The following is a 21,778-nucleotide window of genomic DNA, read 5'->3' as shown; positions in this document are numbered from 1 at the left end:
ATGTCGAACTTAGTGACCAATGCTGGACACGCCCATGTCGATGACCATGGGCACGATGACCATCACCACGACTCGGGGCCAATAACCGTCTACGGTTTCTGGCTCTACCTGATGACCGACTGCATCTTGTTTGCGTCGATCTTCGCGGTGTACGCGGTACTGGTAAACAACGTAGCGGGTGGCCCGTCGGGCCACGACATCTTCGAACTGCCTTACGTGCTCGGCGAAACCGCCTTGCTGTTGTTCAGTTCGATCACCTACGGCTTCGCCATGTTGGCCTTCTACAAAGGCAACAAGAAGGGCGTGCTGACCTGGCTGGGCCTGACCTTCCTGTTCGGCCTGGGCTTTATCGGCATGGAGATCAACGAGTTCCACCTGCTGATCTCCGAAGGCTACGGTCCTAGCCGTTCCGGTTTCCTGTCGGCGTTCTTCACGCTGGTCGGCACCCACGGTCTGCACGTAACCGCAGGTTTGCTGTGGATGGCGGTGATGATCTATCAGGTCAACAAGCACGGCCTGACCAACACCAACAAGACCCGCCTGAGCTGCCTGAGCCTGTTCTGGCACTTCCTGGACGTGGTCTGGATCTGCGTATTCACCGTCGTTTACTTGATGGGGACTCTGTAATGGCTAATGCACACTCCCATGACAGCCACGATTCGAGCCACGGCAGCGTAAAGTCTTACGCCATCGGCTTCATCCTGTCGGTCATCCTGACCCTGATCCCGTTCGGCCTGGTGATGTACCCAACCTTGCCGAAGTCGATCACCTTGATGATCGTCCTGGCGTTCGCGGTGATTCAGGTCCTGGTGCACCTGGTGTACTTCCTGCACCTGGATCGCTCCAAAGAGCAGCGCGAGAATGTGATCGCGTTTGTGTTCGCAGGCCTGGTGATCGTTCTGCTGGTTGGTCTGTCGCTGTGGATCATGTTCAGCATCCACACCTACATGATGGCGAAGTGAGGTAAGACCCGATGTCGCTTAAGCACTTTATCCAAATCACCAAACCGGGGATCATTTTCGGTAACGTGCTTTCTGTGGCGGGCGGTTTCTTCCTGGCCTCCAAGGGACATGTCGATCTGGCCATCTTCCTGGCTGCGATGATCGGTACGTCCCTGGTGGTTGCTTCCGGATGCGTGTTCAACAACTGCATCGACCGTGACATCGACATCAAGATGGAACGCACCAAGAATCGAGTGCTGGTCCAGGGGCTTATTTCCCTGAAGCTGGCGCTGATCTTCGCGACCATCCTGGGTGTTGCGGGCGTAGTGTTGTTGTACAAGGTGGCCAACCCGTTGGCGGCGCTGTTTGCCGTGATCGGTTTTGTCATCTATGTCGGCCTCTACAGCCTGTACCTCAAGCGCAAGTCGGTTCACGGCACGCTGGTGGGCAGCCTGTCGGGGGCGATGCCGCCGGTGATTGGTTATGTGGCTGTAACCAATAGCTTCGACATGGCCGCGCTGGTGCTGCTGGTGATGTTCAGCCTGTGGCAGATGCCGCATTCCTACGCCATCGCGATTTTCCGCTTCAATGACTACCTGGCTGCGTCGATTCCGGTATTGCCGGTCAAGCGTGGTATCCAGGTGGCCAAGAAACACATCCTGCTCTACATCCTGGCCTTCCTCGTGGCGACCTTGATGTTGACCTTCAGTGGCTACGCCGGCATGAGCTACCTCGCCGTAGCCGCCGCCATGGGCATGTACTGGTTGTACATGGCCTGGACCGGTTACAAGGCGGTGGACGACACCGTCTGGGCGCGCAAGCTCTTCGTGTTCTCGATCTTCACCATCACCGCGCTCAGCGTGATGATGTCCCTGGATTTCCAGGTACCGAAAGAGCTGTTGCTGACCTACGCGCACTGAGTGGTCTTGCAGTAAAAAAGCCCCGCCTTCGAAAGACGCGCGGGGTTTTTTATTGAGCGCTGCGCTAAACCGGATACGCTGCGTTATCGTTGACGTTTTTCGTGAGCAAGGGCTAGCCGCCCGCCTCGCTCCTACACCCCAATTCTACAAATGCAGGAAGCAATGCAATGAGTAAAAAAGCCGTGATGGTCTTCAGTGGCGGGCAGGACTCGACCACCTGCCTGATCCAGGCATTGAAGCAGTATGACGAAGTGCACTGCATCACCTTCGATTATGGTCAGCGCCATGTGGCGGAAATCGAAGTGGCCCGCAAGTTGGCCAAGCAATTGGGCGCCACCGTGCACAAAGTGATGGATGTGTCGCTGCTCAATGAGCTGGCGATCAGCAGCCTCACCCGTGACAACATTCCGGTACCGACCGTTAACAGCTCAGGCGAAAGCCTGCCGAGCACTTTCGTGCCGGGCCGCAATATCCTGTTCTTGACCCTGGCTGCGATCTACGCCTACCAGGTCAAGGCCGAGGCCGTGATTACCGGTGTGTGCGAAACCGACTTCTCGGGCTACCCCGATTGCCGTGACGAGTTCGTCAAGGCATTGAACCAGGCCCTCAAGCTGGGCATGGAATACGACGTGAGCCTCGACACCCCGTTGATGTGGCTGAACAAGGCCGAAACCTGGGCCCTGGCCGATTACCACAACCAACTGGAACTGGTGCGCGAGCAGACGCTGACCTGCTACAACGGCGTCATTGGCTCCGGCTGCGGCAACTGCGATGCGTGCAACCTGCGTGCCCGGGGCTTGAATGACTACCTGCAAAACAAGGCGGATGTCATGCAGAGCCTGAAGCACAAGTTGCAACTGAAGTAACCGCATCCAAGGCCCGCCAGGCTCTACCTGATGTATGAAGTCCAAATGTGGGAGGGGGCTTGCTCCCGATAGCGGTGTCGAGGCAAATACATTCTTAGCTGACCCACCACCATCGGGAGCAAGCCCCCTCCCACATAGGTTTCATGTGTTGGCAGTGGTCAGGTAGCGCTTGAACAACGAGCGCGCCCCATAGGCAGGCAGGATGTTGAAGAACGCAAAACCGACTTTGATCGCAATCTGCACATAGATCATGCTCAGGATATCGCTGGTCTGCATGGCGCCGTAGAAGGCAATAAAGCAGAACAGAAAACTGTCGATGATCACCGCAAAGAAGGTGCTGAAGAAAATCCGCAGGTACAGGTACCTGGAGTTGGTCAGTTCTTTGATCTTGCACAGCAGGTAGGAGTTTATATTCTCCGAGACCAGGAACGACACCGAAGAGGCCACCAGCACCGACGACACTTGCAGGATCACGTCGTTATACGGCCCATCGAGTTTCCAGCCCGGCAGCCCCGGCAGGAACGTTGAGCCATACAACAGGATGATGATCATCGCATTGCTGGCAAACGCAAACATAATGGCTCGCCGGGCCAGGCGCAGGCCGAAGTTCTCGTTCAGCAGATCCACAATCAAGAAGGTCAGCGGGTACAAAAAAGTGCCCGGCGTCACAATGATGCCCATGGATTCCAGGTAGATCGGTTTGGTCGCGGCGATGCTGGTGAAGATGTAAAACGTGAACAGCAACAGGTTCAGGATGATGTAGATCATCCACGAGTTTTCATTGCGGTCGTTAATGTCGTAGGCGGTGAGTGCTCCTGCTTGTGAATAGAACTTCTTGTAGAGGTTCTTGATTTCCAGCTTGTTGAAGTTGTCCATCATTTCGCTGTTGAGCACCTCACTGAGCTTGATTTTGACGACCTTGCCCGTGGCGATCACCATGATCACTGCCAGGCGCTTGTCATTTTCAAAGCCCAGCAACTTGTATTTGCTGTTTTCCACGGCGCCTTCAAAGGTTGTCATTGAAGCGCTCCTCAAGAATATCGCCGATGACGCACAAGCGGTCTGAGTTGCCGCAGGGTTCAAGGGTGATGAACAGCTTCTTGGTGGCGCGGTCGTACACCAGCTTTTCTTTATCGTCGCTCGATGCGCCTTTCTGCACGATCAGCAAGTCCCCCGGCTCATTGATGCCGGGAATCGCATGCTCCAGGCGAACGCCGATCAAGTTGCAGGAGTTGCCGAAGTAGTAAGTCAGTGGGTAAAGCGTGGCCAGTTCGCCGATGCGCTTGCCCAGGTTCTGCATCAGCAGGCTTTCCTTGAGCACAGGCACTGCCGCCGGGTTCTTGTTGCCCAGGGGGGAAACATTGCTTTCGATGACTTCCTTGGCTTCAAAGTTGACGGTCTCGATTTCTTCGTACGAAACGCCGAAGAAATCAGAGATCTTGCGAATGGTCGACTGTTGCACTTTGACGACCTTGCCTTCCAGGATGTTGTAGATGGTCGTCCTGGTCACGCCGGCGGCATTGCTTAACGAAAGCTGGGTTTCGCCACGACTTTTGATCAAGTACTTGATATTGCTCTTCAAGTGCTCGGTTTTTTCTCGTCTGTGTATCAAGTGCTCACCACTTCCATTTAGTCATCAGTCCATACCCGGCAGAACGTCTAGTTCCAGGCCCGCGGCAGCGCAGTGTTGCATGGGCTCGCGTTGACAATAAAGTACTGAGTGCAGGGATACGTCCCGACGCTAAATCAGGCAACTGCTTTCTCGTCATACCGTTATATCCGACCTGTGCGAATCCCTCGCACTTCGACAAGGAGTAGTCACCATGGTCAGCTTCAGCCGTAGGTCCCTTCTCGCGCTTGGGGCGGCGTTACCTGTACTTGGCCAGCTGGATTGGGCGGTTGCCAGCCCGGTGCCGGCTCAATCCGACAAGGTACGGCTCAACTACAACGAAAGCCCCTACGGCCCTTCAGACGCCGCCCGTGAGGCGATGCAGCGAGCGATTGCAGCGTCTGGGCGCTATCCCTACCCGGACATGTACGCCTTGGCCGCGCAGTTTGCCCACCAGCAGGGGGTTGCCGAAGAAAACGTCGCGGTGTTTGCCGGCTCGATGGCGGCCCTGCGTTTTGCGGTGCTGGCGTTTACCAGCCAAACCCGTGGCCTGGTCATGGCGACACCGTCCTATGAACTTGTGCGTCAGGCGGCCGAGTCGATCAAGGCACCGGTGCATGAAGTGAACCTCGACGCCGGTCATGCCCATGATGTACCGGCCATGCTCGCGGCAGACCCACAGGCCGGCATGTTGTACCTGTGCAACCCCAACAACCCCACCGGCACCCTGACCCCTACCGAGGCCATCCGCCAAGCCTTGGCGAACAAACCCCAAGGGAGCGTGCTGGTGGTGGACGAGGCGTATATCGACTTCTGCGATGCACCCAGCTGTGTGAGTTGGGTCAACGACCACGACGATCTGTTGGTGCTGCGTACGTTCTCGAAAATCTACGGCATGGCCGGAGCGCGTCTGGGGCTGGCAATCGGTCATCCGGCGCTGCTGGAGCGGCTGGCGGTGTTCGGCGGTGACAACGTCCCGGCCGCTGCCAGCCTATTGGGCGCACGTGCCAGCCTGGAGGACACCACGTTGGTGGGCCAACGCAAAGCGCTCAATGCCAGGTTGCGTGATGAGACAGTCGCCTGGCTCAAAGGCCGGGGCTTTAGCTGCACGGCTTCCCAGAGCAATTGCTTCATGATCGATGTAAAGCAACCAGCTGAGCAGGTGGTTGAGCGGCTGGCCGCACAGAATGTGCTGGTGGGGCGCGTATGGCAGAACTGGCCGCAATGGGTGCGGGTGACAGTGGGCAACCAGCAGGAGATGGAACGCTTTCGCGAGGTGTTTGCCGCGCAGATCGCGCCTGTTGGCTGAAACATTACCTGCAGCCAGCCATGACTGTGGCGAGGGAGCAAGCTCCCTCGCCACAGTGTGCTATCTCTTGAAAGTGATGTTTAGTCCAGCGGTGTTGCCGCGTTACTGCTGGGCAATGCTGTAGCCGGCAAACGCTGTCTGCTGCTGCAGCGCAGTAATCACACTTTTGCGGCTCAACGGCTGTTCATTACCGGCGTTATCCACAAAGCTTTCCACTTCCAGTTCGGCCTCGTCGCCTTCACCTACGAAGTTGAACCCCAGGAACTCGAATGCTTCGCGGTCCACGCTGAGCCTGGAGCGCGGTGTGCGCAGCGGCAGGGTGACGCTGATGCCATCCTTGCTGATCACGAACACCTCGGCTTCTTTCTTGGCACGTGCTGCCTTGCCCTTGCCGGCACTTGGGTTGCTGATGGCCTGGTGCGACTGGTTCAGCACCTTGAGGGCCAGGCCATAGACCAGTTCCTGAAACTGGGGATCGTCCTTGAAGCTGGACAGGATGCGGCTGATCGAGAACTTGCTGCTCAGGTCTTCGAGGGCGGCGTTATCGGCGGCTTCGGCGTCCTTCAATTGTTTGAGCTGGCCCATCAGGTCGTAGGCTTTGTCATCGTCGAAGGCGTCATGGGCCTGGCGGATGGCGATGCGCAGCTCGCGGATCTGGTCGCTTTCTTTGGAGGTATGAAACGCGTCCAGCACCATCTCGCTGATGATCTTGGCCGCTGGCACATGCTGTGAAAGATTGATGGCGTTTTCGTATTCGGCTTTGGCATGCAAGGCGGTTACGGATTCTTCGGCGGATTCTGCGGTGTAGGAATCAGGCATTAAAATTTCACTGCGTAGTAAACGGGGAGACAAAAACGTCGGGCATTTTCGGCGGGGTGGGGGATCAGGTCAAGACAGGTTCGGGCAGGTGACGTTATTGGTCCAGTTGCGCGAAGCACGCCTGGAGAATATCCAGGCCCTCCTCCAGCACCCAAGGCTCGATGGTCAACGGTGCCAGCAAGCGCACAATGTGCCGCGACTTGCCGCTGGGCATCAACAGCAAGCCGGCGTCTCGCGCCAGGCCCAGCAACTGAGTGAGTTGCCTGGAGGCCGGAGTGCCATCGACATTCACCAGTTCAATACCACGCATGGCGCCGACGCCGGTGAGGCGGCCCAGGTAGGGCGACAGTTGTTGTGAGCGCCAGCTTTCATGGCGGCTGACAATGGCCGCCTCCTGCTGTGCCCCCCAAGCTTGCAGATGTTCATCGGTCATCGCCTCAAGGGTAGCCAGTGCCGCCGCGCAGGCGATGGGGTTGCCGGAGTAGGTGCCGCCGAGGCCGCCCTTGGGCAGGTTGTCCATCAGCGCCTTGCGCCCCACCACAGCACCCAACGGCACGCCGCCAGCGATGCTTTTGCCGAGCAGCAACAGATCCGGTTCGATGCCCAGGCGCGAAAAGGCAAAGCGCTGCCCCGTGCGACCAAAGCCGGACTGGATCTCATCGACAATCAGCAGAATGTTGTGCTCGTCGCAAAAGCACCGCAGGGCTTGGGCAAACTCGATATCGAGAGCGAGGAAACCGGCTTCGCCCTGCACCGGCTCGATGATGAAACAGGCCACATCGTTTACGTCGATTTCCACGCTGAACAGACGGTCCATCGCCTTCAGCGCTTCGGCGCAGGTCACGCCGTTATCGACACTGGGGTACGGCAGGTGATACACCGGGCCAGGCAGTACGCCGACCTTCTGCTTGTAAGGCACCACCTTGCCATTGAGGTTGAGGGTCGCCAGGGTTCGGCCGTGGAAGGCTCCATCAAAGGCGATCACCGCCGTTCGCCCGGTGGCGCCGCGGACGATCTTCAACGCATTTTCCGCCGCTTCCGCGCCACTGTTGGTGAGCATGCCACTGACCGGGTAGTGCACCGGGATAAACGCCGTCAGGCGTTGCATCAACTCGATGTAGGGCGTATGCGGTGCGGCGTTGAATGCGTAGTGGGTAAGCCTGGTTGCTTGCTCGCGAATCGCCGCCACTACGCCCGGATGGCAATGGCCCAGGTTGAGCACGCCGATACCGCCGACAAAATCGATGTAGCGTTTGCCCGCGGTGTCCCACACCTCAGCGTTTTTACCGTGGCTGAGGCTGATGGGATGGACGATGGAAATCGATTGGCTGATGCTGGCGTGGCTCATGAATCGCGTACTCGACAAGGCTGGGCGTGTTTTATCTAAGCCGCGCACCGGGCCTTGCCGCAAACGAAATAAAGTCGCCGGGTCATTCCAAATCGGAAGGAGCGCTTGTCTGCATTAATCCGACACCCCATCTTTGCCAGCCGCCTTGGACCGATATAGCGCTCGGTCAGCCCTTGCCACCAGCGCGGCGGGAGACTCACCCATGCGCCGCTCTACAATCCCCAGGCTCAGGGTGACGTTGAGGTCGTTGACGATAGGCGACTGTTTGATTGCACGGCGAATCCTTTCGGCCAATTCCTTCGCCGTGTCCAGGTTGCTTGCAGGCAGCACCACCATGAACTCATCGCCGCCCCAGCGAGCCAGCAGGTCAGTTGTGCGTACGCAGCTTTCCAGACGTTCCGCCACCCCTATCAGCGTCTGATCACCGACGCCGTGACCGTATCGGTCATTGACCGGCTTGAAGTCATCGATGTCCATCGCCACCAGCGCCAGGGGCACACGAAAGCGTTCGGCGCGGTCGCATTCTTCCAGCAGGCATTTTTCCAGGCGATAACGGTTGGCGATGCGTGTCAGCGCGTCGCGCTCGGCCAGGGAGCGGTTTTCGTCCAGCTGTATCTGCAATTGTTGATTGACCCGCGATAGCTCAAGGGTACGTTCTGCCACCAGTGCTTCAAGGGATTGGTTGCGCTTTTGCAAGCGTTCAATGGAGCATTTACGCGTATGAATGTCGCGGTGCGCGCCCACCATGCGCGCCACTGAGCCGTCGGGGTTGCGTGCAATGATGTAGCCACGATCCTCGATCCACAGGTAAGTGCCGTCTTCTTTCCGGCAGCGGTATTCGGCGCGGTAAAGGGGCGAACGTTGACTGATGTAGTCATCAAACAACGCCATCACGCGCGGGTAATCCTCGCTATGGATCACGCTTTCCCAGGTGAACACGTTGTTTTCCAGCGAGTCTCGGGAGTAACCGAGCATTTCGTACCAGCCGGGGTTGCGGTAGACGTAGCCAGTCGTGGCGTTCCAGTCCCAGATCCCGTCACTGACCAGTTCCATGATGGCGTGCAGCAGGTCGGCGTTGAGTTCGGAAAAGTCATTGCGTAGTGGCTCGTTGCCGGGTGTATCGTCCATCAGCGCGCTCCCTGCAAGGGCTGGCTTCTAGGGGGCGTTCTCAATTAGTTTCCCCGTCGCGCCGGGTCTGCTGTTGTGCAGGGCAAGGCGCGAGAAGCGTGGTTTGGTCATTCCAAATAAGCTTCGAGCAACGCAGCCCTGCACAACAGCAGGCCCGGCCCTTCGGGTTGTGCCTTAAAGCGGGCCAGCCTGCGTTGCAGGCCTTGGAAAGGGAACAACCATTCCCTGCGGCCTGCGCCTTGCCTGGCCCGCTTTAAGGCGACAACGCGGCGGGGAAACTAATTGAGAACGCCCCCTAGGGGCCAGTTATTATTGGTGACGCCGATACTCCGTGGCTGGCGCTACTCTACCTCGCTGCTTGCACGGTTTGAATAGGGCGGATGTGCTGCTTTCGGATAGTGGCGTTTGGCTATGGTTCGGGCGCCAGCATCTTTGTTCGAGGCTTTCCATCCGCGTTGTGTTGGTAAATCTCATCCGGCTGGCCCTGTTCATTGAAAAACACCTGGCCAATTCCCGCGCTATTCCACAGCCGCTCACCCGCCTCGGCATGGTCCGGAATATACGGGACTACCTGCATGGTACGGCGGCGGGTAAACCAGTTGAGCGGCGAGCGTGGGGAATACAGCCAGCGGTTGAGACGGTCGAACCATTCCAGCAGGCGCGGCGGGAACTCATTCTTGATGCCGCTGCTGGTGATTTGCCAGATCCTCGGGCCGCCGTTGCGGTGACGGATCAGCACCTGGTAGACGAACGAGTAATGCACATCGCCGGAGAGGATCACGTAGTTACCGGGCGTGCGCGAGTGGCGGAAGATGTTCAGGATCACTTGGGCGGCGCCGCGATGAGCCATCCAGTTTTCGGCGTCCACCAGCAGTGGGAAGCCGCACCAACTGAAGACCTTTTGCACCGTTTCGATCAGCTTGACGCCAAAGATCGGCGCAGGCGAGACGATAATGGCCGACGGATGGTCGAGCAGCTCCTGTTGCAGTTCGCTCAAGGCTTCCCAGTCCAGCAGGCCGGAAGGTTGCTTGAGGGTAAATTCGCTGCGCCAGCGCCGAGTACGGGTATCGAGTACCACCAGGGCAGGGGTGGTGGGCAAAACGTAATGCCATTGCTGGAATTTCAGCAGCGCCTCCAGCAGATCATCCTGGGCAGCAGCGTCCAGATGATTGCCCTGCGCCTGGCCAGTCAGTGCCTGGGTCTGGGTCAGCAGTTCGCCGAACACCTGGGGTTGGTTGCCCCAGCCCTGGCATAACAGGTACGCCAGCAAGGCATTGCCGATGATGCGTTTGGAGAAGGGATGGCCGTAGGCGGTTTGCTCCCACTGAGCGCTGAGGTTCCAATCGTCGGTGATGTCGTGATCATCGAAGATCATCAGCGTCGACAAGTGGGCGAACACCCGGGCTACCCCCGGCAAGCCGGTGCGCAATTGATCGATCTGCACTTGTTCGCGGGCATAACGCAGTTGTTCTTGCGCGCTCAGTTGCGGCGGTCGTGGTGTGATCAGCGTCCACGGGGTGGGCGACCAGACCAGCAGGTACATCGCGATGACTTCGGCGAAGGTCACCAGGTGATTGTCAGCGGTGCTGCTGGTGAAGATCGGCTTCTTCACGCCGCCGAAAAAGCGTTCGCGCAGGGTCTCGTTACTGTCCAGCGCCGGAAGCAGGTCGGCGCGGTGGTAATAGCTGGCGCGATGCCCATAGAGGCTGACGCTGTCGTCTACCACGGCGCCCTCCAGGAACTCGTCGAACAGGCCCAGGTGCGCGATCAGCGCATGGATGGCCCGCAGCATGGGCCCGGCGACATCGTCGGCGTAGACCTGGTCGCCGCTCATCATCAGCAAGGCGGGGCGTTCGAGCGGGGTGCGGGCCTGCGCCAACAGGCGGTCGACGCACAACAAACCTTCATCTGCACGGTGATGGGGTTTACGGCAGGAGCCATGTACCAAGTGGTTGATGCGGCTATGCAGCACGAAGCTCGGCGTTGTGGCGTCGGCATACAGCAAGTGCGGCGCCCATTGTGCGATGCCGATGCCGTCGACGATCAGGTCGTAACCGATGACCTCGTCCTGGGGCAGAGCGTCGCTCAGCGCTACGTCGATCAAGTGGATAACGGCATGGCGCCCGACGGGCACGACTTGGCAGTGCGTTGCATCGAGCGGGATATTCAGCGTCTCGCCCTGGGGTAATTGCAGCCTCAAGCACAGTGGCAGGGCGCGACTGCCCACCAACCAGATAACCAGGCGCTGCGGTTCAAGGCGCCTTAGCAGGGGACCTGCGATGACGGCAGGCAGGATGTCGGGTTGATGCATGAAAAATGCAGCTCATACCAAGTGGGACTGGAGAGGATAACGCAGAGGATGTCAGTGTTTTGTTAACGCAAGTGCAGCGCGGTGCGCTGCACTGCACTGCACTTGTTGCCGGTGACCCGTAACGGTTTAAGTCAGTTTGCCTCCTCCGAGAGAGGTCATACCCGAACCTTTGGGTTTTGGTTGCGTGTCCTGCCCCTGTGGGGGGCCGTCAAGCGGCGAAGAAGTTGGTGCGGGATTGGCTGGAGGCTGGTTATCTTTTAAGCCTTGCTGGATGTTATAGCTGAAGCTGTGAAACGAATTGCCGATGAACATGGTAAAACCCCTTACTCAATTGGAGGACTGTTGTCGCATCAATACTCCCTTTGAGTGCGCACTGATTGAGTGAGGCTGGCCGGGTTTTTCGTTCCCGGCCATAGGTAACCATATGTTTGGCTAGTAGGAATTTGGTGTGTCTCAAGCAGGCTTAGGCACCGTAAACCTGAATTCACTGCCGCGCCCCAATTCACTGTCGGCTTCGATCCGACCACCATGGGCCTGGACAATCCCCTGGGTGATATACAGCCCCAGCCCGCTGCCGGTGGGATTGTTCTCGGACTGGGTCCAATAGCGGTCGAACACATGGGGCAAATGATCCGGCGCAATGCCTTCACCGGAATCGCGTACCGAAAACACGATCTCTTCGCCGTTGCTCATGGCGCTGATACCGATGTTGCCCTGGCGGGGAGTGAATTTGATGGCGTTGCCGATCAGGTTCGACAGCACTTGGAACAAGCGCTCCGGGTCGGCGCTGATCTGCAGGCCAGGCTCGGCGTTGAACGACAGGTCGATACCTTTTTCCGAGGCCAGTGGCGACAGCAGCGAATATGCCTCTTCAAATATCTGGCTGACGTCCAGCGCAACCGGCTTGACCACATAGCGTCCGGCTTCGATTTTCGAGGTGTCGAGCAAGTCCTCCAGCAGCACATTCATGCGCCCGGCGGCCTGTTGCATGGTGTCGATGGCCGAGGAAATCCGCCGTGAGGTGTGTGGGCCGTCGGAGCTGAAGGCTTTCTGCATCATGCCGCAGAGCATGGAAATAACTGTCATCGGGTTGCGCAGGTCGTGGGAAACCACTGCGACCAGCTCGTCACGGGCACGCACCGCTTGTTGTTCGCGCAGCACCTGGCGGGCCAAGTCATTTTCCAGGGCCGAGCGGCGCAGGTCATTGGCGGCAAACAGGTCGCCGTGGCTCCACTTGGTGGAAATGCCGGCCATTTCCACTTTCCAGATTTCAAACGACGTGCGTGGGCGAAGGCGTAGGCCAGTGTCAGAAGTTTCCAGATTTAGCGGCTTGCTCGGGTCACCGCTCCAATTGATGTTCTCTTTGACTTCCGGGCGAAACCACAACACACCGTTATCCACAGGCTTGGGCAGGCTCATGGCGAGCACACCACTGGCCACCGCCTGATACTCGGCGGCCGGTGGGTACACCGAAGCCAGGTTGTGGTTGGAAAATACCGGCTGGCCCAGCGTTTGCAGCCACTTGTGCAGCGCCCGGATTTGCGCTGGTTCCGGGCAGTTGCCGTAACGGTGCAACTGCTTGTCTTCGATGATCGCCACACCGCCCGACAAGGTCAGGTCCATCAGTTTTTTACCGTGGTGGGCCAGGCTGTCGAACACATTGTCGTCGCTGGCTTTCATCGCCCGATCAAGCAACGCCAGGGTTTCGACTTTCTCCTCTCGCTGGCGGCTTAACTCCAAGGCTTCCATGGCACTGATCTGCAACGACAGCACCTGACCGATGGTCTGGCAGGTCATACGCAGATCGTTCGGCACCAGCAGCGGCTCGCGGTTGCCGCAGCTGATCAGGCCCCAGAGTTTGTCGCCCTTCATCAGCGAAATACTCATGGACGACAACACGCCCATGTTCTGCATGTATTGGCAGTGAATCGGCGACACGCTGCGCAGGGTAGCGAAGCTCAGGTCCAGCGGTTGGCCGGTGTCCGGGCGCAATTTTGGCAATAGCGGTACGGGTTCGTAGGACGCATTCGGGATGATCCGAAGCCAGTTGGTGCGATACAGCTCACGGGCTTGTTCGGGGATGTCGGACGCGGGGAAGAACAGGCCGTTGAATAATTCCATGGCCGGCGCCGAGGCTTCAGCGATTACCTGACCATGGCCTTCGTCTTCGAAGCGATAGATCAGCACTCGGTCATAACCGGTCATGGCCTGGATTTCATCCACGCTGATGGCGTACAGCGCTTGCAGTGTCTTGGCCGATTGCAGGCGTTGCAGCATTTTGCTCAGGTTGCTGGTGAGACCATTGCGTACCTGGGGTTTGAAATCCGCGAGCAAGGGTTCGAATTCCAACACCAGCACGTTCTGATGACGATGCAGCAAACCTTCGAACTGAGCACCGTTGAGCGTGACATGCAGGGGTGGGGCGTCGATAAAGGTATTGTGCTCGGCCATCGACTGCACCACCTGAGCGTGTTCACTGCCAATCAACGTGTGCAACGGTTGATTCAACAAGGCCTCGGGCGTGTGGCCGAACAAGGTGCCGACGTTGGCACTGACCTGAATGATGTTCAGCTCAGGCTCCGACAGCGTCAGCAACACGCCATGAGGCTGGATTGCCCCGGGGAAGCGGATGGGCTCGTCGGCACAGTTGGCAAGCAGCTCTTCAAAATCTTCGGGTTTCATAGCAGTACCTCCTGGCGTTCGAGCCATTGCTCAAAGCCGCTGAAAGTGGACCGGGCAGCCATCACTGCGCGCGCTCGAGCGCTCGCATCCAGTGGCTGATGAGCCAGGTAGTCGAGAAAGTCTTTCCAGCGCCGGCCGGTCTCGGCACCGTAGACATCGAGAAACGCACCGCCGTTGTCGGCTTCGATCGCCAGGCGTGACGCCATCTCCCGGCGTAATACCTGGCCGCCGAGCGTTGCACCTTCCAGTACATACAGGGCGCCGAGGCAAGCGGCAGGAGTGTCCAGCGCGGGGAGTTGGGTGCAGCGGGGAAGGGCATCTAGGGTGGGACTATCCAGGCCCAGAGCGCGCAGATCGTTAACCAGCGTCGGCGTTTTCACACGTGACGCAATATCAATTCCATCCGGAATCAGGCCACCGTCGTACAGCGCCGCCTCCATGGGTTGATAAAAACCGTAGTACGCCTGCAGCAATCGCCGATACCACTGGGCATCCAGGCGTTCGGAAAAAAACGGCAAACGCTTTTCCAACGCGACATGCAACAGGCCGGTACCCGTGCGCAACGTTTCCAGCAAGGATGGCGCACCAACGTCATGGGCCTGTGAGTGCATTCAATGAGCTCGAACTGTGGGCCTGTCGGCCAGGAATGACGCATGAAAATGGGCGACAATTCTACACAACTCGTTGTCGTCAGCTGAGCGCAAGAAGCGAAAAGGCTGACCAGTGGATCAGAAAAGTCGCTCCCTGTATTCCAAATGACCCCACGGCACGCCACGAGTTCGGTCCGGATGATATCGCGACGCTATCAATGCATGGGCGGTCCCTGCTGGGTCAACGCCGTTTGCACGCACTCAAGCAAGTGATCGGTGCTCCATGGTTTAGGCAGAAACCGCACCGAGCTGCCCAATTGAGTGGCGATCTTCGTATTGCCGGAAGTCAGCACCACCTGCACCTCAGGCCAGCGATGAGCCACTACGCGGCTCAAGTCGTAGCCATTGAGCAGGCCGGGCATTTGAATATCACTGACAATCAAGTCCACAGGGTCGTCGCCCCGCTCCAGATAAATCATCCCTTCATCCGCCGAAGGGAATGAAGTCACCACCGCACCGAAATCCTCCAGCACATCCACCATTAACGCCCGAATGATCTCGTCGTCTTCCAATACTAAAATCGATGGCTGAGCCATGATCCTTACTCCACCATCAGGGGTTCAGTAAGGTGGAGTGGGGGTTGGGTATATAGGTTCGATTGGATGTTTTTTAAACGATGGGTGGTCATTCGGCTGGTTCCAGCATGTGGTCTTGCCCCACGCCGTCAGCACGATAATCCGTTAAGGTAAGCGCCACTGCGACGTCCAAGGAATGCCATGTTTAAGCGTAATCCCCTCGTGCCAGAACTCATCGTTACCCACCTCGGTGCCAGCCTGGCATTCTGGGTTGACCAGTTGGGTTTCGGCATCGCCTATCAGCGCGCTGAAGAAGGCTTTGCCTACCTCGACCTGCACGGTGCGCAAATCATGCTGGAACAATACGAGCCGCACGCCGGGCAGTGGTTGACCGCGCCCTTGCAGCAGCCTTTCGGGCGTGGCGTCAACTTGCAAATCGACGTGCCTGCCGTAGCGCCTATCTTGCGGCGCCTGTCGGAGATCGGCCGCCCGTTGTTCCGTAACGTCGAGGATGCCTGGTACCGCGCGGGCGACGTAGAGGCCGGGCAGCGCCAGTTCATCGTGCAAGACCCGGACGGTTATCTGGTGCGCCTGGTGGAACGGCTGGGGGAGCGGCCGTTCAAGCAGGCATAATTGACGGCAATAACCCATAGGGAGACCCTGATGAAGTACGTGTTATTGACTCTCGCCCTCACCGTTGTCGCTGCACCCGCGTTTGCAGCTGGCGACGCCGAAGCGGGCGGCAAACTCTTCACCAAGACCTGCGGCGGCTGCCACAGCATCGGTGAAGGTGCGCGCGGCGGTTTTGGGCCGCAGCTGAACGGCATTATCGGCCGACCTGCCGGTACGACCCCGGACTATCAGTATTCGGATGCGATGAAGAATTCGGGAGTGGTTTGGACGCGGGACAAACTAACGGCCTACATCGAAGACCCGAAATCGGTGGTAAGTGGGACGCGGATGATTTTCTGGGGAATCAGTGATCCGCAGAAGATTGAAAATATCTTGGCGTACTTAGATACATTCCAGCTCAAGTGAGCTGCCCAGGCTGACGGCTACCACCGGGCACAACGCGATCAGAAGGTGGCGGGGCTTGCCGTCATGCCAGTCAGTTAAGCGCAGGCTCCCACATTGAACTGGGTTCGGCTTAAGGTATCGCCGTCGGTTGTCATTAGGCTCAAGCATCAATAGCGAACCCGCGACGCAAGCTCCGGGTAATGGGTCGCAAGCTCAGCCAAGCACTGCCGCAGCATCTTGGCATCGTGGGGTAGGTGCTCTGAAAAAATATCCCAACCAGAAAACTCAAGCGTCTCCGGCATTTCTACCAAGCCGCTGATGGCGTCCCAAAAGGCATCCCAGTTTCGGCCATACCAGTTGGGGAAGTTGAGTGAAGTGCACAGTGTGGCGTGAAGTTCTTTGGGGTTTTGGATGCGGCTCAGGTTTATTTTGATGATGGATGATCGGGTCACTTGTGCACCATTTGCTGATTTACAGGCGCCTTGAATATAACCAGGACAAATGCACCCGTCCTCATGTTTCACAGCACGTGATTTTAGGCCTTTCATTAACATTATGAGCCTTGGCCTGCATCCAAAGCCTACACCCAAGTAGGACCGTTCTGATTTGCGCCTGACCTCAGTATTAGCGGCAAAGCGTTTGCTACGTTCGTGTGAAAAATACGCGATGGAAGCGCTTAATGCTGACGTTCAACTCCCTATGGAAAAACCATCCGGAAATCTTCGGAGACGCCGCCCCTTGTAGAACCAACGGCGCCAAAAATTTCAGTGACCAATGCGCCATTAACCTGGGCGTAGCACTGCGCAGGTCAGGCGCCGACCTGAGCAGGTTGAGAGGTGTGCGCTATTGTTGGCAGCATGCCAAGAGTGAGGGCCATGTGTTGGCAGCTGAGGAGATGGCCAAAGCTCTAAGTGACGCGAATATCCCCGGTTTGCAGCGCCCGAAGAAGATAAAACCTGAGGATTTCGAAGAGGTGTTGGCGGGGCAGCAAGGCATTATCTTTTTCAAAGACTTTTGGCGCCGAGGGAATGAGACGTCTGGCAATCGCAGTGGTGACCACATTGACCTTTGGAATGGGCGGCGGTTGACGAATTGGCTGAGTTATCCGCGTATTCAGTTGGGGTTTTCGATTGAGGGGACGTTCTCGGACTATTACGAGTCCAGGGAGATAGGGTTTTGGAAAGTCATATGAAGGTGGTTAAGGGCGTGCTCTTTGTGATCGGGATGGTTGTGGTGGCGCTGACGGTGTTTAACGGATTGGTTGTGGCAGTGTCGGCTTATTTCGGGCCGTTTTATGAGGGGGATGCGCAACAGAATCGAAATTTTGGATTTTGGTTGGTGGGTAATGGGGTTGTGATGCTGGCTACGGTGTTGCTGGGAGTGGGTTGGTATCGCAGATATTTGCGCAGGCGTGGGGTGTGAGTTCTCAAGTGTTCGGCGGATCATGTATTCATGGGAGGGCGCCATCGGGAGCAAGCCCCCTCCCACATTATGATCTGGTACATCTGTTGAATCGTGTAGGCAAAAAAAAGGCCTTGGTGCGCCAAGGTCTTTTTTTGCCCAAGGTTCAGGTCAGCAGATGCTTTGAAATCAGCCGCGAGATCTCCACAATCGAGGTTTTCCCAGTGAACTCGAACTTCACCTTCCCCAGCGACGAAAAGTAAATCTCCAGCTCCGAATCCAGATCAAACGTCCCTGACGTTTCCACCGAATACGCCACGATGTTTTTGTAAGGCAGCGAAGTGAAGTCCTTCTTGCTGCCGGTAATCCCCTGCACGTTCACTGCGATGATGCGCTTGGTGGTGAAGACCACGCCGTCGCGCATGGCCTTGTACGCGTCGACCACTTCTTCGCCGTCCATCAGCAGGGCCGAAACGCGTTCGGCGTATTCGTTGTTTTGTTTGAGCTTGAAGAAGCCTTTGTTGTTGAAGTCGATCATGTGCCTGTCCTGGTTGAAGGGTGCCGCTGGTGTATGGCGTTTTGCTCGCGGATCTGTATCTAACGGCTGAGCCTGCAAGGCTCTAGCATGGCGCGTAACACTACAGTGCTGGCGAAGGATTTTACGCCGGCAGCATAAAAATCCAGGAGCTAAACAATGCCCGATATATCCAGCTTGCTTGCCTACGGCCTGATTTCACTCGGCATGGTGCTCACGCCCGGGCCGAATATGATTTACCTGATTTCCCGCTCGATCTGCCAGGGGCGCACCGCAGGGCTGATCTCACTTGGCGGGGTGGCGCTGGGCTTTTTGATCTATATGGTGTGCGCGGCGCTGGGTATCACCGCGCTGGTGATGGCGGTGCCGCTTGCCTACGACGTGCTGCGGTTCGGCGGTGCGCTGTATCTGGTGTACCTGGCGTGGCAGGCGGTCAAGCCGGGCGGGCGTTCACCGTTTCAGGTGCGGGACTTGCCCAAGGACAGCCCGCGCAAGTTGTTCACCATGGGCGTGGTGACCAACCTGCTCAATCCCAAGGTGGCGGTGATGTATCTGTCGCTGCTGCCCCAGTTCATTGAACCGAACGGCCATGGCAGCGTGCTGTTGCAATCGTTGGTGTTGGGCTCTCTGCAGATTTTCATCAGCGTCAGCGTCAATGCGGTGATTGCTTGTATGGCCGGCTCCATCGCGGTGTTCTTCGTGACTCGGCCGGGGTGGCAGGTGGTGCAGCGCTGGGTGATGGGGTCGGTGCTGATGGGGTTGGCGGTACGGATGGCGGTGGAAGGGCGCAAATAAGGCTGCTTTCAGCGTGCCATGACGTTGACAATCACATGCAGGATGAATGCAGGTCCATAGCAGGGGCGCCCGTGTTCATCTTCGATACGCCATATCGAAGTGACCGTGCAGGTCTCTTTCGGCGCTCCAAACTCTACGGTGATATGCACCGGTTGGCCGGGCAGGGTTTCGGCAATCGGTACCTCGTTGTTAAGGCTGCGCAGGTGGCTGTCCATCACCACTTCCAGGGGCTCGCCTGTAGCCGTGCGACGGGCGATGACGTATTCACCGTCCACTCGAACCAATCGTCGACCGCGCCAGGGGCGGGTACCGACGTTCTGGATCTCCCAGGTTTTCTGAAACGTTTCGCCAGGCAGCACGACGGTTTGGTCGGGCGTGGTGACGTCGGCGTTAAACACCACAATGTCGCCAAGATCATGCAGGCCGATGGCTCGGTTGGTGGTTGCCATTGAATGGGTATCGACCGGTGCGCCTGCCAAATCGGCGAAGTAGCGGAACAGCAATAACGGGGACACCTGCAGCGCCTTGGCCAGTTTGATCAGGGTGCGTACCGAGGGATCCTGTGAAATGCCACCCGCTAATCCGTAAAGATAGGTACGCGAAATACCGGCTTCCTTGGCCAGGGTTGTCATGGATTTGCCCAGTTCCCGGCTGCGTCTTACGACCAGTGCTCGGAGTGTGTCGCGGGTTTTGATGCTCATATCCGTACGTTGATCCCCGTCCTTGAAAAATCATCATCTTGTTCGCCAAAAAGGACAACTTGCTCGCCGTTGCGTGTAGTGAGCCCTGCACACTCGCAACCTGCTAGCGCCGTTGTGAAGGACATGGATCGGTCCCTTTCTGTTTGGCTATATCCAGTGTCGCGGTTTCTCGCATGCTTGCGAACCTAGTGTGTGTTGCATTCCTTTACAACTATCTTTGGGTATAGCTATGTCTCGATTAAAAGCATGCTGCGAATCCATAGCCCGATCAGGCTTTGGCATTCTGCAAATTCCTGATGCGATGTTGCAGGACTACAAAAAGATCATCGATGGGTATTCGGCCATTCCCCAGGCCATCAAGGATGAATTTTCCTTTGCCCAGGACACGGATGGGTTTTTCCCTTTTGGCGCCGAGTACTCCCTTGTCGAGGATCACCCTGACCTGTGCGAGCGGTTTTGTTACTGGCCCGCGCACGCTTCAAAAAGAACCGCTTTCGAATTCACCCGAAGTACTTTCGTTGCCGCAGTCGGCAGTTTTGAACGACAGATGAGCGAGTTGGCCCAGGGGGTGATGGATGGCATTTGCGAGGAATTTGGCGTGGCACCCTTGGCCCCCTTTCGCGCGGCATCGTATATCCAGTTGTGTGTCTACGGTCCACAGGCCAAAGACCATTCTCGTAAATTTGCTCAAGATCCTCATGAAGACGGGCATATGCTTTCGTTTATCAAGCCTACCCGCGAAGGGCTGGTCTTGATGAAGGGACGATCGTTGGAACCTGTACGCCTTCTGGAGAACGAGGTCGCGGTGCTGGCGGGCTCCTTGCTGACAGAGCTCTCCGATCATGCCGTGCCTGCCGCCTACCATGCTGTACTTGCGCCCAGCAAACCGGTCGCCAGAAGCTCATTGATTTACTTTGCAAACCCCAATCCGGACCAGTTGCTGACGACCTTTTACCGCCAGAAACCCATTGACCTGGGCAGCACGGTGAATGCTCGTCATACCGGTTTCGGTAATCAGCCGATTCAACTGCGCTAAATAGTCCTGGAGGGCTCGAACAGTCCATGTTTCCTCACTTCAATGCCCTTTACATCGAAGGTTTGCTCTTGGGCATCGGACTGTTCGCCGCCCCAGGCCCGAAAGACACCCTGGTGATCCGCCAAGGTGTCGGTCGCGGGCCGATCTGGGGCGTTGTCGCCATTTGCGTATTGGCCGATATTTTCCTGATCGCTTTCGGGGTCACGGGTTTAGGGTCGTTATTGGGAAGTCGGCCTGAGGTGATGGCGCTATTGCTATTGTCCGGAGCGGCCTATCTGCTTTGGTTTGGTGGCCAGCGTCTGTTGGCTTGTATCCGGGATCAGTCCATGCCGGATGCTCAAGGCGGCAATTCGCAAAGAGGGCTGTTGCGCTCGGCGGTCATACTCGGCTTTGCCAACCCTTATGCATGGCTGGATACCGTGGTGCTGATTGGTTCTATCGGCGCCACGAAACCTGCGGGCCAACAGGCACTGTTCGCGACAGGCGCCATGACGGCATCACTCGTGTGGTTTGTGGTGTTGGCGCTGTGCTGTCAGCGGTTGACAGTATTGTTTCGCAAGCCAGCGGTCTGGCGTTGGCTGGATGCAGGGGTGGCGGTATTGATGGTGTACCTGGCCGTTATGCTGATCACCGATTCATTGCACATCTTTCAGATAGCCCTTTAGAACGGTCAGCGGGCATATCAACTCATCAAGGTGAGAGATGTTTTGCACAGGGGTGGATAGCTTTAGCAATTCACGCCCGAGCACGCTGTCCGCTCCACCCAATGCAATCAACGCCTGGGTGATGCACTCATCGAGCTTCAACTGGATCTCAGCCAGGTTTCCCTGGCGCACCAACAACCCAAACACTTCGCGTTCATAGCCATCCATTGCAGGATCATCGCGCAGCAGCGGGCTGCCGTCCTCGGTTTCATGCGCCAGCTTCAGGGCGAACAGTGCAACCGCTTCAAGCATCAATTCCATGGTCTCACTAACCCCCCACTGCCACGCCCGGCACTTTTTCACAGGCGAAAAAAAAGACCTTGAATTTCAAGGTCTTTCTTTAAGATGGTGCCCCGAGGGAGACTCGAACTCCCACTCCTTTCGAAAACGGATTTTGAATCCGCCGCGTCTACCAATTCCGCCATCAGGGCTCAATGGCGGCGAAGTATAGAGATGAGATTACCGTTGGTCAATCACGTTTCATGGTCTAT

The 21,778-nt window shown here is 57.4% G+C and carries 26 protein-coding genes and 1 tRNA gene; 12 read left to right on the top strand and 15 right to left on the bottom strand.

The window, feature by feature from the left end; all coding sequences use genetic code 11:
• The 4 genes from J1G33_RS08315 (at position 1) to queC (ending at position 2,727) form a co-directional block, all read left to right on the top strand.
• Positions 1–627, top strand: a complete 627-nt coding sequence (locus J1G33_RS08315) for a cytochrome o ubiquinol oxidase subunit III (protein ID WP_005791252.1) — start codon at positions 1–3, stop codon at positions 625–627.
• Positions 627–962, top strand: a complete 336-nt coding sequence (cyoD, locus tag J1G33_RS08310; RefSeq protein WP_003194051.1) for a cytochrome o ubiquinol oxidase subunit IV — start codon at positions 627–629, stop codon at positions 960–962. Before J1G33_RS08315 ends, cyoD begins: the two co-directional genes overlap by 1 nt.
• An 11-nt stretch (positions 963–973) precedes the next feature.
• Entirely contained in the window at positions 974–1,861 is an 888-nt protein-coding gene (gene cyoE / locus J1G33_RS08305) for a heme o synthase (RefSeq protein WP_005791249.1), read from the top strand.
• Positions 1,862–2,028: 167 nt separating this feature from the next.
• A complete protein-coding gene (gene queC / locus J1G33_RS08300) occupies positions 2,029–2,727 on the top strand; it encodes a 7-cyano-7-deazaguanine synthase QueC (protein WP_032879562.1) in 699 nt (232 codons plus the stop codon).
• 141 nt (positions 2,728–2,868) lie between these two features.
• Here the strand turns inward: queC and J1G33_RS08295 are convergent, their stop codons facing one another.
• Together J1G33_RS08295 and J1G33_RS08290 are read right to left on the bottom strand one after the other, a co-directional pair.
• Positions 2,869–3,747, bottom strand: a complete 879-nt coding sequence (locus J1G33_RS08295) for a queuosine precursor transporter (protein WP_032879563.1) — start codon at positions 3,745–3,747, stop codon at positions 2,869–2,871.
• On the bottom strand, positions 3,734–4,339 hold the full coding sequence (locus J1G33_RS08290) for a helix-turn-helix transcriptional regulator (protein WP_005791243.1): 606 nt from the start codon (positions 4,337–4,339) through the stop codon (positions 3,734–3,736). Before J1G33_RS08290 ends, J1G33_RS08295 begins: the two co-directional genes overlap by 14 nt.
• A gap of 211 nt (positions 4,340–4,550) precedes the next feature.
• Between J1G33_RS08290 and J1G33_RS08285 the strand changes: the two genes are divergently transcribed.
• The gene (locus J1G33_RS08285; RefSeq protein ID WP_032879564.1) at positions 4,551–5,645 is read left to right on the top strand and encodes a pyridoxal phosphate-dependent aminotransferase; all 1,095 of its coding nucleotides are present in this window, start codon (positions 4,551–4,553) and stop codon (positions 5,643–5,645) included.
• Between the two features lie 102 nt (positions 5,646–5,747).
• On the opposite strand, the gene J1G33_RS08280 is transcribed toward J1G33_RS08285, so the two are convergent.
• The 8 genes from J1G33_RS08280 to J1G33_RS08245 form a co-directional block, all read right to left on the bottom strand.
• Positions 5,748–6,464, bottom strand: coding sequence for a hypothetical protein (locus J1G33_RS08280; protein WP_032879566.1), 717 nt, complete (start codon positions 6,462–6,464; stop codon positions 5,748–5,750).
• A 94-nt stretch (positions 6,465–6,558) separates the two neighbouring features.
• Complete coding sequence (locus J1G33_RS08275; protein ID WP_032879569.1) at positions 6,559–7,812, bottom strand: aspartate aminotransferase family protein; 1,254 nt, start codon at positions 7,810–7,812, stop codon at positions 6,559–6,561.
• 114 nt (positions 7,813–7,926) lie between these two features.
• Positions 7,927–8,940, bottom strand: coding sequence for a diguanylate cyclase (locus J1G33_RS08270; protein WP_032879571.1), 1,014 nt, complete (start codon positions 8,938–8,940; stop codon positions 7,927–7,929).
• A gap of 409 nt (positions 8,941–9,349) precedes the next feature.
• A complete protein-coding gene (locus J1G33_RS08265; protein ID WP_032879572.1) occupies positions 9,350–11,251 on the bottom strand; it encodes an alkaline phosphatase D family protein in 1,902 nt (633 codons plus the stop codon).
• Positions 11,252–11,377: 126 nt separating this feature from the next.
• Complete coding sequence (locus tag J1G33_RS08260) at positions 11,378–11,563, bottom strand: hypothetical protein (protein WP_146097887.1); 186 nt, start codon at positions 11,561–11,563, stop codon at positions 11,378–11,380.
• Positions 11,564–11,704: 141 nt separating this feature from the next.
• On the bottom strand, positions 11,705–13,933 hold the full coding sequence (locus J1G33_RS08255; protein ID WP_032879573.1) for an ATP-binding protein: 2,229 nt from the start codon (positions 13,931–13,933) through the stop codon (positions 11,705–11,707).
• Complete coding sequence (locus J1G33_RS08250; protein ID WP_032879575.1) at positions 13,930–14,544, bottom strand: biliverdin-producing heme oxygenase; 615 nt, start codon at positions 14,542–14,544, stop codon at positions 13,930–13,932. Before J1G33_RS08250 ends, J1G33_RS08255 begins: the two co-directional genes overlap by 4 nt.
• A 194-nt stretch (positions 14,545–14,738) precedes the next feature.
• Positions 14,739–15,119 (bottom strand): response regulator, encoded by a 381-nt coding sequence (locus tag J1G33_RS08245; RefSeq protein ID WP_032879577.1) that lies wholly within the window; start codon positions 15,117–15,119, stop codon positions 14,739–14,741.
• Between the two features lie 180 nt (positions 15,120–15,299).
• On the opposite strand from J1G33_RS08245, the gene J1G33_RS08240 reads away from it, so the two are divergent.
• Together J1G33_RS08240 and J1G33_RS08235 are read left to right on the top strand one after the other, a co-directional pair.
• Complete coding sequence (locus J1G33_RS08240) at positions 15,300–15,731, top strand: VOC family protein (protein WP_032879580.1); 432 nt, start codon at positions 15,300–15,302, stop codon at positions 15,729–15,731.
• 30 nt (positions 15,732–15,761) lie between these two features.
• On the top strand, positions 15,762–16,136 hold the full coding sequence (locus tag J1G33_RS08235) for a cytochrome c family protein (RefSeq protein ID WP_216092077.1): 375 nt from the start codon (positions 15,762–15,764) through the stop codon (positions 16,134–16,136).
• A 146-nt stretch (positions 16,137–16,282) separates the two neighbouring features.
• On the opposite strand, the gene J1G33_RS08230 is transcribed toward J1G33_RS08235, so the two are convergent.
• A complete protein-coding gene (locus J1G33_RS08230; RefSeq protein ID WP_032879585.1) occupies positions 16,283–16,567 on the bottom strand; it encodes a barstar family protein in 285 nt (94 codons plus the stop codon).
• Between the two features lie 227 nt (positions 16,568–16,794).
• On the opposite strand from J1G33_RS08230, the gene J1G33_RS08225 reads away from it, so the two are divergent.
• Together J1G33_RS08225 and J1G33_RS08220 are read left to right on the top strand one after the other, a co-directional pair.
• Entirely contained in the window at positions 16,795–17,307 is a 513-nt protein-coding gene (locus J1G33_RS08225) for a T6SS effector amidase Tae4 family protein (RefSeq protein WP_032879586.1), read from the top strand.
• Complete coding sequence (locus J1G33_RS08220; protein ID WP_032879588.1) at positions 17,304–17,537, top strand: hypothetical protein; 234 nt, start codon at positions 17,304–17,306, stop codon at positions 17,535–17,537. The genes J1G33_RS08225 and J1G33_RS08220 overlap by 4 nt, the downstream gene beginning before the upstream one ends.
• A gap of 145 nt (positions 17,538–17,682) precedes the next feature.
• On the opposite strand, the gene J1G33_RS08215 is transcribed toward J1G33_RS08220, so the two are convergent.
• Complete coding sequence (locus tag J1G33_RS08215) at positions 17,683–18,054, bottom strand: PH domain-containing protein (RefSeq protein ID WP_032879590.1); 372 nt, start codon at positions 18,052–18,054, stop codon at positions 17,683–17,685.
• 156 nt (positions 18,055–18,210) lie between these two features.
• Here J1G33_RS08215 and J1G33_RS08210 point away from each other — a divergent pair, with 156 nt between their 5' ends.
• Positions 18,211–18,846, top strand: a complete 636-nt coding sequence (locus J1G33_RS08210; protein WP_032879592.1) for a LysE family translocator — start codon at positions 18,211–18,213, stop codon at positions 18,844–18,846.
• A gap of 8 nt (positions 18,847–18,854) precedes the next feature.
• Here J1G33_RS08210 and J1G33_RS08205 read toward each other — a convergent pair whose 3' ends face one another.
• Positions 18,855–19,547 (bottom strand): NBR1-Ig-like domain-containing protein, encoded by a 693-nt coding sequence (locus J1G33_RS08205; protein WP_005791214.1) that lies wholly within the window; start codon positions 19,545–19,547, stop codon positions 18,855–18,857.
• A 229-nt stretch (positions 19,548–19,776) separates the two neighbouring features.
• On the opposite strand from J1G33_RS08205, the gene J1G33_RS08200 reads away from it, so the two are divergent.
• Both J1G33_RS08200 and J1G33_RS08195 read left to right on the top strand, forming a co-directional pair.
• Positions 19,777–20,583: a 2OG-Fe(II) oxygenase family protein gene (locus J1G33_RS08200; protein WP_032879594.1), complete on the top strand. Its 807-nt coding sequence runs from the start codon at positions 19,777–19,779 to the stop codon at positions 20,581–20,583.
• 26 nt (positions 20,584–20,609) lie between these two features.
• Positions 20,610–21,248: a LysE family transporter gene (locus tag J1G33_RS08195; RefSeq protein WP_005791208.1), complete on the top strand. Its 639-nt coding sequence runs from the start codon at positions 20,610–20,612 to the stop codon at positions 21,246–21,248.
• On the opposite strand, the gene J1G33_RS08190 is transcribed toward J1G33_RS08195, so the two are convergent.
• A complete protein-coding gene (locus J1G33_RS08190; RefSeq protein ID WP_032879596.1) occupies positions 21,219–21,548 on the bottom strand; it encodes a hypothetical protein in 330 nt (109 codons plus the stop codon). The genes J1G33_RS08195 and J1G33_RS08190 overlap by 30 nt on opposite strands.
• Before the next feature lie 85 nt (positions 21,549–21,633).
• Positions 21,634–21,718, bottom strand: a tRNA-Leu gene (locus J1G33_RS08185).
• Positions 21,719–21,778 lie beyond the last annotated feature (60 nt).

It is taken from the genome of Pseudomonas sp. P867 (assembly GCF_019891455.1).
GTDB classification, from domain to species: domain Bacteria; phylum Pseudomonadota; class Gammaproteobacteria; order Pseudomonadales; family Pseudomonadaceae; genus Aquipseudomonas; species Aquipseudomonas synxantha_A.
The sequence above is the reverse complement of the archived record's forward strand: the minus strand, read 5'-3'. Positions and strand labels throughout refer to the sequence as shown.